The sequence below is a fragment of the Pseudoalteromonas translucida KMM 520 genome (assembly GCF_001465295.1).
Taxonomy (GTDB): Bacteria; Pseudomonadota; Gammaproteobacteria; order Enterobacterales; family Alteromonadaceae; genus Pseudoalteromonas; species Pseudoalteromonas translucida.
In genome coordinates, this window is the sequence record NZ_CP011034.1 from 1,270,787 (window position 1) to 1,284,664 (window position 13,878).

Here is a 13,878-nt window from a genome sequence, read left to right on the forward strand (position 1 = left end):
CAGTTGCACACATATAGAGAGTATACATTGAGCGAAGGCATCAGCATGATAAATGGATTGTTAATTGTTACCTTAATTATTTTTGTGGTTATTTTTTGGCGTTGGCCTGCTATTCAAAATAGATTATGGCGACGTAAATATAAAACTCTTGAGCTTAATTCGCAGCAAAAAGATATTTTACTGCGTTGTATGCCTATTTATAAAAAAATGACCGATGCCGATAGAGCAAAGTTAGAACGCCATATTATGTGGTTTTTAAGCGAAAAACGCTTTGTAGGGTGCGATGGCTTAAAACTAACTGGCGCAATGAAGTTAATAGTTGCTGCCGACGCCTGCCTGCTAGTGCTCAATAAGCCTTGGCCTTTGTATAAAAACGTAAAAGAAATACTCCTATACCCAAGTGCTTATTATGCGCCGCAGTCAACGCGTGATAGTGCTGGCTTAGTTAGCTATCATAATGCTGTTAGGCTAGGAGAGTCGTGGCCAGGCGGTACACTAGTACTTAGTTGGCACGATGTCCTAGAGGGGAATAGATTACCCAGTGATGGCCATAATTTAGTGTTTCATGAATTCGCGCATCAGCTAGATCAAGAAACCGGCAAAACAACCGGCACGCCGTTACTTAAAACTGCAGCCGAGTATAAAGAATGGGGGCGCGTATTTAGTCGTGCCTTTAATCAGTTAAAAAGTCATGTTGCTTATAGTATGGAGCACGTTATTCATAGTTATGGTACGACTAATGAGGCTGAATTTTTTGCGGTGATCACCGAAACCTTTTTAGAAAAACCAGCAGAACTGCGCCGATATGATCCTGAAATTTATCGCTTGCTGGTGGACTATTATCAATTTGACCCTATAGTCTGGCATTAATTTACGGCATTTCATCCTATAACGCTGGCAACTTGTCGGCGTTTTTGTTGCAATCATGTAAGAGAGTTACATAGAGCAACAATAATAAGTGAGAATTGCATGAAAAAAATGCTGCAAACGGTGCTAGCTTTATCTGTGTCATTGGCATTAGGCAACGCACAAGCCCAACAAGACGATGAGCCAAAATGGCAAGTAGATTCACCTAAAGGGCAATTTGTAGATGCCACCATTAGTGTTGATCAAGGCACATGGATGAACTTAGATATTAGCCCTGATGGTAAAACACTGGTGTTTGATTTACTTGGCGATATTTATACTATGCCAATAAGTGGTGGCAGTGCCACACAACTTACCTCAGATATTGCATGGCAAATGCAACCGCGCTTTAGCCCAAATGGTAAACACATTGCTTTTACCTCAGATCAAGGTGGCGGCGATAATATTTGGATTATGGATTTAAACGGCGAAAACCAAAGTGCAGTAACCGACGAAACCTTTCGCTTATTAAACAGCCCTGCATGGAGTCCTGATGGCGACTACCTAGTTGCCCGTAAACACTTTACCGCAAGTCGCTCATTAGGGGCAGGCGAAGTATGGCTTTATCATAAAGCGGGTGGCAAAGGAGTACAGCTTACCAAGCGAGCCGACGATCAAAAAGATTTGGGTGAGCCAATGTTTTCGCCAGATGGTCGTTATGTGTACTTTTCACATGATGCAACGCCAGGCAAAACCTTTCATTATTCAAAAGACTCTGTAGCGGGAATTTATAAAATAAAACGTTACGACCGTGAAACCGGAGAAATTGAAACGGTGATTAGTGGCATGGGTGGCGCAATTAGACCAACACCCTCACCCGATGGTAAAAAGCTTGCCTATATAAAGCGTGACGACTTTCAAACTAGTCTGTATTTATACGACTTAACTAGCGGTGAACATACTAAACTCTACGATAAGCTAGAGCGTGATATGCAAGAAACTTGGGCTATTCATGGTGTTTACCCGACGATTGCTTGGACGCCAGATAACCAACAACTGGTATTTTGGGCTGGTGGCACAATACATAAACTCGATGTTAGCGACAAATCGGTAGAAACCATTGCTTTTAAAGTACAAACCACTAAAAAAATTCAAAAAGCAGTGCGTTTTACACAAAACCTCGATACAGATGAATTTGATGTAAAAATGCTGCGTAACGTACAAATTAGCCCAGATGGTGAAACGGCTATTTTTGAAGCGTTAGGACACATTTATAAACGTGATTTAGAATCAGGTAAAATTAAACGCTTAACCAAACAAACCGATCATTATGAGTTATTTCCGCAGTACTCGCGCGATGGCAAAAAAATAGTTTACACCACATGGGACGATAACGAGCAAGGCCAAGTACGTGTGGTTTCTGCACGAAGTGGCCGTGGCGATACTATAACTGAGCAACCGGGTAAATACGTTGAGCCTACCTTTAGCCCAGACGGTAAAACAGTGGTTTATCGCAAAGCCACCGGTGGCAGTATTTTAAACCCTAAGTGGTCGCTAAACCCAGGCGTTTACAGCGTAAGCACTAAAGGTGGCAAAAGTGAGTTAATTTCAAAAAGTGGTTATCAGCCACAGTTTGGTGCAGCTAACGATCGGGTTTACATTATGAGCCCATGGCCAAAACCAACGCTTAGTGTAGTTGAGCTTGATACTAAAAAAGTACGTAAGCTTTACGAATCTGAGCATGCCACCGAATTTAGAGTATCGCCAGATGGCCAATACCTTGCATTTGCGGAGCGTTTTAAAGTATTTGTAACACCGTTTGTAGAAAGTGGTAAAACGCTTAATATTAGCCCCACAGACAACCAATTTCCTATTGAGCAGCTCTCTGTTCGTGCAGGAGAAAGCATTAGTTGGAGCGCTAACAGCAATAAGCTGTATTGGACCTTAGGCCCTGAGCTTTACCATGCCAGCCTTGAGGGTATGTTTGCTATTAACAAAGCTGACGATAAAGACTTTAAAGTAAAAAGTGGCGATAACATTAGCTTTAGTAAAAAAATGGCTGAGCCAAAGGGCATGATAGCCCTAACTGGCGCTAAGATTATTACTATGGATGGTGAAAAAGTGATTGAGAATGGCGTGATTATCACCGATGGTAAGCATATAAAAGCCATTGGTACAGCCGCTGATATAAGCATTCCTAAAGGTGCTAAAGTAGTTGATGTAACAGGCAAAACGATTATGCCTGGGATAGTCGATGCTCATGCGCATGGCTCGCAAGCAAGTGATGAAATTATTCCACAACAAAACTGGAAAAACTTTGCAGGGCTTGCATTAGGTGTAACCACAATTCACGATCCATCAAACGATACCTCTGAAATATTCACCGCCAGCGAAATGCAAAAAGCAGGCATGATAGTTGGCCCGCGTATATTCTCTACCGGTACGATTTTATATGGCGCGAATATGCCAGGGTATACCTCGCATATTGACTCGTTAGATGATGCTAAATTTCATTTAGAGCGTTTAAAAAAGGTCGGCGCGTTTAGTGTTAAATCGTACAATCAACCGCGTCGCGAGCAACGCCAGCAAGTAATAGAAGCAGGGCGTGAACTGCAAATGATGGTAGTGCCTGAAGGTGGTTCATTACTACAACATAACCTAAGTATGATAGTAGATGGGCATACAGGCATTGAGCATTCAATTCCAGTAGAGCATATTTACGACGATATAAAACAGCTGTGGTCACAAAGTGATGTAGGTTATACGCCAACGCTGGTTGTAGCCTATGGCGGTATTTGGGGCGAAAATTACTGGTACGATAAAACGGATGTGTGGAATCACCCACGGTTAAGTAAGTTTGTACCTAAAAACCAATTACTACCACGCTCAATGCGCCGTGTTAAAGCACCTGAGCATCACTATAACCATTTTAACAATGCCCGCGTAGCTGCTGAGCTGCAAGACTTAGGTGTGCTAGTTAACTTAGGTGCGCATGGCCAACGTGAAGGTTTAGGTGCGCACTGGGAAATGTGGATGTTTGCCCAAGGTGGTATGACCCCACTTGAAGCAATTAGAGCCTCTACACTTGATCCAGCTAAGTACTTAGGGCTAGATAAAAACGTCGGATCGCTTGAAGTAGGTAAACTTGCTGATTTAATGGTAATTGATGGCGACCCGTTAAGTAATATCCGCGACTCAGACAAAATTGACTACACCATGATCAACGGCCGCTTATTTAATGCCGCAACTATGGTTGAGGTGGGTAAAAAACAGCGTAAACCACTTTATTTTGAAAGCAACAAATAGCATTTAAAGTGAGAGTTTAAATAACCCATAACACATTTAAAAGCGGCTAACTTAGTTTTAAGTTAGCCGCTTTTTTATAGGTATAAAAAAACCGCTTAACGCGGTTTATTTTAAAATCACATTAGGGTGTTAAACAACACCGCGCGGTAAACGACAGTCGTGCTCTTTACGCGCTAATTCTACAATCCAAAACTCTTCAGCTGTGTAACCGTCTTCATTTTCGGTAACAACAGTAAATGGTGCTTTTTTCTGTGCTTTAGCAGGCGCAGCCACTTTAGTTTTTTTCGTTTTAGCAGTTTTGCCAGAAGTTAATTTTTTAGTTAACTCTGCTACATCAGCTAGGCGTAAGTTTTTGCCGCCATCGATGCTGTACCAGCCTGGTTTTGTAGTGATTTCAGGTTTTTTACCGTTGGCAGCTTCATACGCTGATTCAAAGGCAGATAACACTGCTGTTTTGTCTAGTTTGCTCATTAGAGACCCTATACGTTGTTAACACAGATAAAGAAGTCCTATTTATACCTATTTTAAAAGTGTTTTTCAATTTTTTGCGATTTTCCTTCCATTTTAGCCCATAAACAGCCAAAATTTGCACAAAATTCAGTGTTAAGTAAGGTAACTTGTATGCAACGTCGAGAATTTAACCAGCTGTTAAATGACATTTTAAAACCCCACACAATTAATGATTTTTGCCCAAATGGCCTACAAGTTGAAGGCAAAAATGAAATTAAAACCATAATTACTGGTGTTACTGCAAGCCAAGCACTGATTGATGCTGCAATAGAAAAAAATGCTGATGCAATATTAGTGCACCATGGGTACTTTTGGAAAGGCGAATCGCAACCAATTACAGGTATGAAAAAACGCCGCATTGGTGCGTTGTTAGCAAATGACATTAACTTATTTGCTTATCATTTACCGCTCGATATACATCCGGTGCTTGGTAATAACGCACAATTAGCACTGCTGCTAGATATTGAAATTGAGGCGGGTTTAGAGCCTGTTGCAAACAGCGTGGCAATGAAAGGACGTTTAAAAACACCGTTAACGGGTGAAGAGTTTGCCAATAAGATAGCCCAAGTGTTAAACAGAACACCACTGAGCAGTTTAGTACGAACCGATAAAGTAGAGACAATTGGGTTATGCACAGGTGGCGGGCAAGGTTACATTGACCTAGCTGCAGAGCAGGGCCTTGACGCCTATTTAACCGGCGAAGCGTCGGAGCAAACTATTCATAGCTCGCGTGAGCAGAATATTGACTTTTTTGCTGCAGGGCACCACGCCACAGAACGCTACGGCATTAAAGCATTAGGCGAGCTACTCGCCCAAGAGCATGGTTTTGACGTCACATTTATTGACATAGATAACCCAGTATAAATAGTTGAAAATGTAATACATATAGAACCATCATTAGCTACCTAGCTGTTATATAAAGTTAGGTAGCTAGGTGAATAATTGGCTAGTGGCTAATGCATTGAGAAATTATTTATAAAGAGGTGAGACTCATCATTAGCTGTCATGGCTTTGGTAAATAACGCAAAACCATACTAATACATGTGTTAGTGAACGTTGCGGCTGTGGAGTTTTCACTAAATGCAAAGTAAAAGGTGAAACTTAAATTATTAATCTATAAAGCTATTTAAGCAGCCATCGCGTTTTAGGGCTTAGTGTTTGAAGCCGCTTTTTCTATAACTAGCAGCTTCAGAGCCTCGAATATAAGTAATGAGAGGAGTCACTTTTGAGCGAAATAAAAATATTTGGTCTTTTTTTAATTACTGCTTTGGCAGAAATAATAGGCTGTTACTTACCATACCTTTGGTTGCGCGAGGGGAGATCGGTTTGGTTACTTGTTCCTGCAGCCCTTAGCCTGGCTATATTTGCTTGGTTATTGTCGTTACACCCAGCAGCTGCGGGTAGGGTGTATGCCGCTTATGGTGGCGTGTATATTTTCATGGCTATTTTGTGGTTGTGGATTGTTGATGGTATTCGTCCAACTACATGGGATCTTGTGGGTTCAGGTGTAGCACTTGTGGGTATGGCTATCATTATGTTTGCTCCACGTAGCGTATAACATAGTATCTGAGGTGGTAGGTTTGTAATTACAGCGTAGTTAAAAAACTGCATATATTCGTAAATTATCAGGTCTAAATCAGTTCAACCGCACATTAAAAGTTTAGCTCTAATTGTTGAAAACTAAGACGGTGCTATCGAGTTTTATACTAAGAAACTTCAACTTATACTCCTCGAAAATACTGATTTAGGTGGCAGGAAACGCTGAGTATAGGTTGATCTTTTAAATGCTAATGACACGAATTTACTTTTGGATCAAGTATCGAAAACCTGCAGACACAAGCTGTTGGTAACCAAGTCTGGGTGTGTTTTGTTATTTACAGACCAACGATTTCTGGCGAGACTATGAGATAATGAAAGCAAATGGGGTTGTATTTAATGAAGAGCCACGAGTTGAAGAGTATGCGACTGTAGTGTTTATAGAGTAATAAATGGGCTTTACTGCAACTCACAGCTATTTTCACCACACACTTAATCTGGCCACATCCAAGCCAATAAATTTAAAAATGTTAAGAACCGATAAAAACTATGAGCACTGAAAATATTTCTCAAAAAAACGCGAGCTTTTTCCCATGGCTGATTATGATCTTAATGTCGTCAGTGACCTTTGTAGGGATACTGTCGGAGTTGATGCCCTCAGGTGTTATGCCTTTAATGATGGCCGATCTTAATATTAGTGAAATGCAAACAGGTAATTTAGTTGGCTACTACGCCATTGCGTCAGCGATATTTGCAATTCCGCTCATTTCAATGACCATGCAATGTAATCGCAAGCACTTGCTACTGCTTTTATTGAGTGGCTTTGCCGTTTCAAACATTGTGGTTGGGCTGATTGATAATTATAACGTTATTATTTTTCTTAGGATTATCGGAGGCATTTGTGCAGGTGTGATGTGGCCAATGATTGCAGCCTACGGTATGCGACTGGTAGATGAGGAACATCATGGCAAGGCTATTGCGGTTATTATGGCAGGCACTACGCTGGGAATTAGTATTGGTATGCCCATAATGACGACCATAGGCAATGAATATGGTTGGCGAAGTGAGTTTATTGGCTTTGGGCTGGTTATTATTGTTATTGCAGTTATTAGCTTTTTTGCTTTGCCTTCAGCGCCCGGTGAAAAGCTGACCAAAAGCTCCTCACCTTTTGCGGTATTAACAAATCCAGCTGTACTAGTTATTCTTGTGCTTACCTTGCTTAGTGTAACCGCACATTATGGTGCTTATGTGTACATTACAAGCCTGGTTGAGGAAATTGGTTTAGCGGGTGGGATTGAAAGTGCTTTATTGTTTTTTGGTGTAGGTTCGATGATTTCTGTTTTTTTAGCTATAAAACTTATCGATAAATACCTGCGGCTATTAACAATCACCATGTTTGCATTACTTATTATTGCTATGCTCACGTTACTCATATTTGGCAAAGTTAAGGGCGTAGGGCATTTTGCTTTTTTTATATGGGGTCTTTCGTTTGGTCCATTAGTCACTTTAATGCAAGCAGCTGTTAGCAGGCAGGTAAAAAATGCCAAAGATGTTGCTACTTCAGTTCAGTCATCGGTATTTAATTTATCCGTTATGATCGCATCTTCTGTTGCTGGGCTGCTACTGGGGAATTACTCCCCAATGAGTTTGGTGTACTTTGCCGTTGTTTTGTCTATTCCGGGTATTATCATCGCATTTTTTGCGAAAAAGACTTTAAGTAACCTGGGCTCTGAATAATAAATCTATCTCAAGCAGCTATTTTTTGCGCTAACTGCGTTGAATTTACTTGTAATAGGCCTGCTATTGACGCGTAAATTCGCCTTGTTTTCACTGAAAATATCTGGCTAGAGAAAATAAGTTTAAATATCATTATTATTCAATACGTTAGTGAGTATCTTAACCAGGGTTCAGGTAAAGTAGAGCGGTTAAGAAAACTTATATTTGCTGTGAAAATAAAATTTATACAATTAAAGTGAAGTGATAAATTGAAAGGTAGTGTAGCCAATATGACTTCTCCTGGTGGAGCATGGCGGTCGTATAGGTTGTTCGAGCGGTTAATACTAATCTAACGCTTATAATACCTTTCAAAACGCCAATTAAAACAACCCCAACCTCTCTTTTTATATGCTACAACAAAGCGCAGTAATCGATTGAACCAAAATAGGAACTCGGCTATGGTTTATTAATAAAAATAAAGTGAAAACGAGTTTTTTTACAGGCTTGTTAGGTGTTTAGAGGTTTTTATGAAAGGTTTTTCTATATTATTGTTAAAAATACTGGCTCTATATTTGGCCTTAAATACCTTATATTCTTTTATACCGGTCTTTTTTTCCGGCAACATAAGTAATTTATTAACCCCAGAAATTTTAGTGGTTCTACTGGCTACTATTATTATCCCCATTGTTAGCGGATGCTTACTGTGGAAATATGCGGAACTGATTGCAAATAAAATTCATAAAGCAGAACCTACAACTCCCACTGTTATTGGACATGATGTTGTGAGTGCTGGCTTGTTTTTAATTGGTATTACATTACTTATTAAACACATAGGTATTCTTATTAATTACTATATGAATATGGATAAACTTGATTACGGTTCATTATTTATTATATTTATCAGTTTGTTACTGGTTTTAAAAAATAGTATATTGATTAACTTATATTCAAAACATAACAACAAATAATAAGGCATTTAAACATAACTAAAAAGTTGGCTAAGTTTGTTTAGCACTACATTATTGCCTACACCACTGCCAGATTTAATTAAAGTTTAATAAAATTTGACAGTCAAGTTAAGGCTAATTTGCAGGGTTATAGTTAACTTTAAAGTGCTTCTGGGTCTATCCAGCGGCGCATGCTGATCCACGCTTTACCCACTACTTCATGGCTGTATTGTGTTACTACATGCAAAGCTTGAGAATTTGGTACGAGTTGTTTGTGCCAAGGCAATACAGCAAAGTTATGATAGTCAGTTGCCGCTGTTATTACCTCAACCCCTTGGGCGGTAAATAAGTCTTTTGCGCGCGGCATATGTAAAACAGAAGTAACCAATGCCACTTTATAGTCAACTAATGCGGGGGCTAATAACTTTGCTTCGGCTGCGGTATCCATAGCAGCTGGATTTTGCACCAAGCGATTTTTATTAATACCTAAATTGATTGCTGTTTTATACATTAAGCTACTATTAGTAACTTTTTGGTATCCGCCGCCCGATACAATAAGTTGCGCATTTGGGTAGAGTTTGGCTAGCTTTATGCCTTCGACTAAACGAGTAAGTGCGCAGTTGCCAAGTTGGTTATTAGCACTTAAAGCCGTGTTGGGGTTAATGTCGCAACCGAGTACGACTATTTTATCAATTTTTGGCTGTTTTAATGAGTTAAATGCCAGTGCGGCTGGCTCGTTATTTTTTATAATTAGGTTAGCAACCAGCGGTGTGCTGAGTAAAAGCAGCGTCGCTAAGCTTATAAAAGATAAAAATAAAGCAGGCCTTTTACCTCTAAATGCCAAAAGCAGCATAATAAGTGCAAATAGACCCAATAAAGGCAGTGGCATTAATAAACCACCCAGTAATTTTTTAATGGCAAACATAATGAGTAATATAAAAAGCTAAGTTAGCTTTATATTACTCATGTGTAAGGTGTTTATCGACCGTTATTTAACTTACAGGTATTTAAAAAGTGACGATAAACAGGGTTGTCTTTCATTTCTTTTTTCATCGCTAAATACATAGGGCGAGTTAATCCTAATGCTCCTAGCGGAATTGACTTAATTAATCCTTGGCTTTCGTAAGGTGTAACTAGCCAGTCGGGTAATGCAGCCACGCCCATGCCTGCACTAACGAGCTGAAAAATTAGTAACCCTTGGTCAACTGTTTTAAGTGTGCCATCAAAACGGGCATTTTGAATAAAGTGTTTAAAAATATCTTGGCGTTCACGCGGAATAGGGTAGGAAATAATAGTTTCGTTTTTTAAATCAAGCGCCGTTACATAGGCTTTTTTAGCAAGATCATGGTCGGGGGCAACAATGAGCTTTAATTTAAAGTCGAATAAATGGGCGTATTCTAGCTGGTCGGGTTCGCGTATATCTGATGTGAGCACTAGGTCTAGTTCATCACTTAATAAATCAGGGATGGCGTCGTAGCTAAAACCGCGTTCGTAATCAATTTTTATATCGGGCCAAAAATTATTAAATTCTTTAATTGTTGGCAGTAACCAATGAAAGCACGCATGGCATTCAACACTTAAGCGCATTTGTGAAATAGGCTGGTTTAAACTTTCTTTTAAGCGGCACTTGGTTGCTTCTACTTTTGGTAATATTTCGTGGGCTAATTCAAGTAATAGCATACCTTGGGGGGTAAATCGTACTGGTTGGGTTTTTCTCTCGAACAATTGGCAGTCTAATTTATTCTCTAAATCTTTGATTTGATGAGATAAAGCCGATTGCGTTAAAAATAACTCACGTGCTGTATTAACCAAAGATCCTGTTTCTTTTAAGGTAGCAATGGTTTTTAAGTGTTTAAGACCAATCATCTTTAAAAATTCTCATGAAAAAGGTGAGTTTAACTCAGAGTAAACACATATTACGCTTTTACAAAAAACGTTTCAACGTCTAGAAGGCTGTTAATTGTATTTTATTAGCAGTTGCTATGCTTAACATTAAGTTTTTTAATCATGAAAGTCATTTTAAAATAGGTTTGATGAATTTTGCATGAGTTTAGCTCATGTTGGGTTTTAAGGTTTATCAATTGTGTAATACCACAACACAAGGTAATTTTTAACCATCTAAACAGCTAGGTTGGGTTTTGGTGTAATTACTAAAAATGTTTTGGGCGAACATGGATTTATTACAAACGTTTGAAAAGTTGATTACTCGAATGACATTGGCTAAGTATATAGAATACTAATACAGCTAATCTGCCAGATATTGCATGGATAAAAGCACTTTTTCACAAAACAGCAGCTAAAGTACCGGTTGCGCGTTTGTGGGTAAATCCAGATTGTGGTTTAAAAACAACCAAAGAGCTGCGTGAAGAGTTAAAAGTTAGAGCTACACCGTAAAAATGTAGCTTACGTATATAGCTTATATAAAAAAATCGCAAAATTAAGCCAGCAATAAGTCGCTGGCTTTTTTATTATAGTGGGGCGTCGATTAGTAAAATAGCTTCTTGGGCTGTTACTGGTTTTGATTTTAAATAGCCTTGCCCGTAATTGCACTGCGTAGTTTGTAAAATAGCGAGTTGCTCAGCAGTTTCTATCCCCTCAGCAACCACTGCAAGATTAAGTGATATTGCTAGCGACAAAATAGCATCAACGAGTGGATTGGCTGAGTCATGTAAGTGATCGATAAAGCTCTTATCTATTTTTAGAATATGAATAGGTAGCTGATGTAGGTAACCAAGCGCTGAGTAACCTGTGCCGAAGTCATCAAGGCAAAGCTTTACTTTTAATGGCGATAAGCCTTCAATTATTTGCGTAGCTAAGTCTAAATTTTCGATTAATCCCGACTCTGTAATTTCTAAACACAAAGACCCCAGCGGGAGCTGATATTTATTATAAATAGCGTGAATTTGTGCCACAAAATCTAAACTAGCAAAGTGACGAGAGGAGACATTAACGGTGACTTTTAAAAATCTGTGCCCTTGTTGATGCCAAATGCTAATTTGTTGTGCGGCTAAATCTAATAAATGTAAGTCTAAATTAATTATTTGCCCGGTTTTTTCAGCAATTGGGATAAAGTCATTTGGCGGTACAAACCCTTTACTGGGATGATGCCAACGAACAAGTGCTTCAAAACCAATCACTTCACATGTAGCAATGGTAAATATAGGCTGAAAATACAGCTCAAACTCATTGTGCTCTATACCGTGTTGTAAGTCGTTTTCAATATCGGCATGAGTTTTAAGCTTTTTGCGCATAATATTATTAAATAGCTTAACTTGTCCGCGTCCTGTCGATTTAGCTTCGTACATAGCTGCATCAGCTTGTTGTAATAAAATATAGGCTTTGTCGTTTTCGTTATCACTTAATGCTACGCCAATACTTGTAGATGCTTGTAATAGGTGGCCGTCAATATTAATTGGCTTTGAAAGGGCAAGTTGTATACGTTTGAGTGCATCTGTTACCTGATTTCGGTGAGTGATGTTTTCCATAAAAATAGCAAACTCATCCCCACCTAAACGTGAAAATGTGTCGGTATTGCGCACCGTGCCTTTAATTAATTGGCATATTTTTATTAAAAAGTGATCACCAACTTCATGACCAAGTGAATCATTAATACTTTTAAAACGATCAAAATCTAAATAGAGTAACGCGTGGCTAGTGCCTTTTTTTGCTCTTGCAAGGCGTAAAATAGCATGCTTAATTCGCTCAATAAGTAATGAGCGATTAGCTAGGCCAGTAAGATCATCGTGCAGGGCGCGATGCTCTAGTTCTTGGCGAGCTAATTGGCGGTCAATCGCCATACTTATTTGCCGGCTCACATAAGTAAGCAGCGCATTATCGTGTTGGCTGTAATGTAGCGCTTTATCGTAACTTTGAACGACTATAACGCCGCTATGGCGATCGTTTACCCTAAATGGGACACCCAACCAAGATTCTGCGCGCCTACCCACCATTTTAAAATGCTGTTGTTCTACATGGTGTAAAAACTCATTACTAGTGAGCAGTAAAGATTGCTCTGTAACTAGTAAATAATACGAGGCAGTGTCTTTTAATTGCTCTTTTGAAATTTTTTGATGGCTGTTGGTTTTAATGCCTTCTTCAACAATATAAACAATATCTAACACGTCAATTTGTTTATCGTATAGCGCTATAAAAAAGTTATCGGCAGGCAGTAAACTATTAATAATTAAATGCAGCGATTCAAAAAAAACGTCTAAATTTTTAGCTTTATAAGTTAAGTTTGCAATTTGCAGCAGGCTATTTTCTAACTTTTGGGCATTATTTAATTGTAAAACCGTTGTTTGTAAGCTGTTTACCGTATTAACTTGGTTTATTTTAGCGCTTAATAAATGAGCAACCGTAGTGAGTATTTCGAGGTGTGAGTTAGTAAAGTAATTTTTAATAGGGTGCTCACAATCTATAACCCCTAAAACATGATCCTTGTATATAAGCGGAACACATATTTCAGATTGCGCAGGGCGCTCATCTGCAATATAGCGACTATCTTTGGTTACATCGCCAATCATGATTGCTTTAGCTGTAGTTGCTACATAGCCGGTGATACCTTCATCAAAGCGGATCACTTTTCTCTGTGCTTGATATTCTTTGCGCTCACTGGCAACGCCCATTGAAGCGGCTTGAATAAGCGTTAAATTGGCAGTATCAGCAAGATAAATTACACAATCAACAAAGCCAAGCCTATTAATCACTTGGGTAGTTACATATTCAAATAGCTCATCAAGCGTATCTAATTGCAGTAAGCTTGAGGAGAACTGATTAATTATACTTAGCTGATCGGTTTTAACTTCGAGCGCTGTAGTGGCATCTACTTTGTTAGGCATAGCAAGTAATGTGGTTCTTAGTTAAGTATAAATACGGGTACTAATTTAACATGGTATTAACTTTCCTACAAAACAAAATGATAATTGCTTTATGCTAACTGTAAAGTTTAATTGCAGCGCTACGCAGGTTGATTATTTATAATAAGATCTTTACTCGAAAACGTCCTATGCCTATGATC

The 13,878-nt window shown here is 39.0% G+C and carries 11 protein-coding genes; 7 read left to right on the forward strand and 4 right to left on the reverse strand.

What is annotated here, in order from left to right:
* Positions 1-45: 45 nt before the first annotated feature.
* Together PTRA_RS06010 and PTRA_RS06015 are read left to right on the forward strand one after the other, a co-directional pair.
* Positions 46-870 (forward strand): M90 family metallopeptidase, encoded by an 825-nt coding sequence (locus tag PTRA_RS06010; protein ID WP_058373048.1) that lies wholly within the window; start codon positions 46-48, stop codon positions 868-870.
* A gap of 99 nt (positions 871-969) precedes the next feature.
* Complete coding sequence (locus PTRA_RS06015; RefSeq protein ID WP_058373049.1) at positions 970-4,152, forward strand: amidohydrolase family protein; 3,183 nt, start codon at positions 970-972, stop codon at positions 4,150-4,152.
* A 129-nt stretch (positions 4,153-4,281) separates the two neighbouring features.
* On the opposite strand, the gene PTRA_RS06020 is transcribed toward PTRA_RS06015, so the two are convergent.
* Positions 4,282-4,623 (reverse strand): hypothetical protein, encoded by a 342-nt coding sequence (locus PTRA_RS06020; protein ID WP_011327857.1) that lies wholly within the window; start codon positions 4,621-4,623, stop codon positions 4,282-4,284.
* Positions 4,624-4,773: 150 nt separating this feature from the next.
* On the opposite strand from PTRA_RS06020, the gene PTRA_RS06025 reads away from it, so the two are divergent.
* The 4 genes from PTRA_RS06025 to PTRA_RS06040 all read left to right on the forward strand — a co-directional run bounded on the left by PTRA_RS06025 (position 4,774) and on the right by PTRA_RS06040 (position 8,882).
* Positions 4,774-5,526 carry a Nif3-like dinuclear metal center hexameric protein gene (locus tag PTRA_RS06025; protein WP_058373050.1) on the forward strand — a complete coding sequence of 251 codons (753 nt, stop codon included), beginning with the start codon at positions 4,774-4,776 and terminating at the stop codon, positions 5,524-5,526.
* 361 nt (positions 5,527-5,887) lie between these two features.
* Complete coding sequence (locus tag PTRA_RS06030) at positions 5,888-6,220, forward strand: YnfA family protein (RefSeq protein WP_058373051.1); 333 nt, start codon at positions 5,888-5,890, stop codon at positions 6,218-6,220.
* Positions 6,221-6,747: 527 nt separating this feature from the next.
* Positions 6,748-7,935 (forward strand): MFS transporter, encoded by a 1,188-nt coding sequence (locus PTRA_RS06035; RefSeq protein ID WP_058373052.1) that lies wholly within the window; start codon positions 6,748-6,750, stop codon positions 7,933-7,935.
* A gap of 506 nt (positions 7,936-8,441) precedes the next feature.
* The gene (locus PTRA_RS06040; RefSeq protein ID WP_058373053.1) at positions 8,442-8,882 is read left to right on the forward strand and encodes a hypothetical protein; all 441 of its coding nucleotides are present in this window, start codon (positions 8,442-8,444) and stop codon (positions 8,880-8,882) included.
* Between the two features lie 139 nt (positions 8,883-9,021).
* Here PTRA_RS06040 and PTRA_RS06045 read toward each other — a convergent pair whose 3' ends face one another.
* Together PTRA_RS06045 and PTRA_RS06050 are read right to left on the reverse strand one after the other, a co-directional pair.
* Complete coding sequence (locus PTRA_RS06045) at positions 9,022-9,786, reverse strand: YdcF family protein (protein ID WP_208855521.1); 765 nt, start codon at positions 9,784-9,786, stop codon at positions 9,022-9,024.
* A 53-nt stretch (positions 9,787-9,839) separates the two neighbouring features.
* On the reverse strand, positions 9,840-10,727 hold the full coding sequence (locus tag PTRA_RS06050) for a LysR family transcriptional regulator (protein ID WP_011327866.1): 888 nt from the start codon (positions 10,725-10,727) through the stop codon (positions 9,840-9,842).
* A gap of 384 nt (positions 10,728-11,111) precedes the next feature.
* Between PTRA_RS06050 and PTRA_RS19065 the strand changes: the two genes are divergently transcribed.
* Positions 11,112-11,255, forward strand: a complete 144-nt coding sequence (locus PTRA_RS19065) for a hypothetical protein (protein WP_157756054.1) — start codon at positions 11,112-11,114, stop codon at positions 11,253-11,255.
* A 74-nt stretch (positions 11,256-11,329) separates the two neighbouring features.
* Here PTRA_RS19065 and PTRA_RS06055 read toward each other — a convergent pair whose 3' ends face one another.
* A complete protein-coding gene (locus PTRA_RS06055) occupies positions 11,330-13,699 on the reverse strand; it encodes a GGDEF domain-containing protein (RefSeq protein WP_058373055.1) in 2,370 nt (789 codons plus the stop codon).
* Between the last annotated feature and the right edge of the window lie 179 nt (positions 13,700-13,878).

Excerpts from the sequence above, each read along its gene's own strand:
- PTRA_RS06010 (WP_058373048.1), top strand. The coding sequence starts at position 46 with ATGATAAATGGATTGTTAATTGTTACCTTAATTATTTTTGTGGTTATT.
- PTRA_RS06015 (WP_058373049.1), top strand. The coding sequence starts at position 970 with ATGAAAAAAATGCTGCAAACGGTGCTAGCTTTATCTGTGTCATTGGCA.
- PTRA_RS06020 (WP_011327857.1), bottom strand. The coding sequence starts at position 4,623 with ATGAGCAAACTAGACAAAACAGCAGTGTTATCTGCCTTTGAATCAGCG.
- PTRA_RS06025 (WP_058373050.1), top strand. The coding sequence starts at position 4,774 with ATGCAACGTCGAGAATTTAACCAGCTGTTAAATGACATTTTAAAACCC.
- PTRA_RS06035 (WP_058373052.1), top strand. The coding sequence starts at position 6,748 with ATGAGCACTGAAAATATTTCTCAAAAAAACGCGAGCTTTTTCCCATGG.
- PTRA_RS06040 (WP_058373053.1), top strand. The coding sequence starts at position 8,442 with ATGAAAGGTTTTTCTATATTATTGTTAAAAATACTGGCTCTATATTTG.
- PTRA_RS06045 (WP_208855521.1), bottom strand. The coding sequence starts at position 9,786 with ATGTTTGCCATTAAAAAATTACTGGGTGGTTTATTAATGCCACTGCCT.
- PTRA_RS06050 (WP_011327866.1), bottom strand. The coding sequence starts at position 10,727 with ATGATTGGTCTTAAACACTTAAAAACCATTGCTACCTTAAAAGAAACA.
- PTRA_RS06055 (WP_058373055.1), bottom strand. The coding sequence starts at position 13,699 with ATGCCTAACAAAGTAGATGCCACTACAGCGCTCGAAGTTAAAACCGAT.